Raw genomic sequence first — 557 nt, forward strand, 5'->3', positions numbered from 1 at the left:
CGCGGATCGGCGGCGAAGAAACCAATCGTGTTATAGCCCCAGTAGTTCGTCAGGCCCTTGTCGAGCAGGTGGCTGTCGTTGACGAAGGTGTGGACCGGCAGCAGCTCGACCGTGGTGACGCCGAGCCCCTTCAGGTAGTCGATCACCTGCTCGTGCGCGAAGCCGGCGAAGGTGCCGCGTGCCGCCTCGGGCACCTCCGGATGCATCTTCGTGAAGCCGCGAACGTGTGCCTCGTAGACGATCACGCGATCGGGCGCCAGGCCGTTGCGATCGGGATGGGTCCACGAGAAGGTCGAGTCGACCACCTTGCATTTCGGCACGAAGGGCGCGCTGTCGCGCTCGTCGAAGGACAGGTCGCCGTCGGGCGAATCGAGCGTGTAGCCGAAGATCTCGGGGCACCAGACCAGCTCGCCGACATGCGCCTTCGCATAGGGATCGAGCAGCAGCTTGTTGGGATTGAAGCGATGGCCGCGTTGGGGCTCGTAGGGGGCGTGCACGCGGTAGCCATAGAGGGCGCCCGGCGCCAGGCCCGGCACGAACACATGGAACACCTCGTC

General features: G+C 65.5%; 1 pseudogene. It reads right to left on the bottom strand.

The features are described from left to right. Positions 1 to 557, bottom strand: a pseudogene (locus HW466_RS31120) (glycogen debranching protein GlgX); the annotation flags it as partial.

Source organism: Burkholderia territorii, assembly GCF_902833055.1.
GTDB lineage: Bacteria > Pseudomonadota > Gammaproteobacteria > Burkholderiales > Burkholderiaceae > Burkholderia > Burkholderia territorii.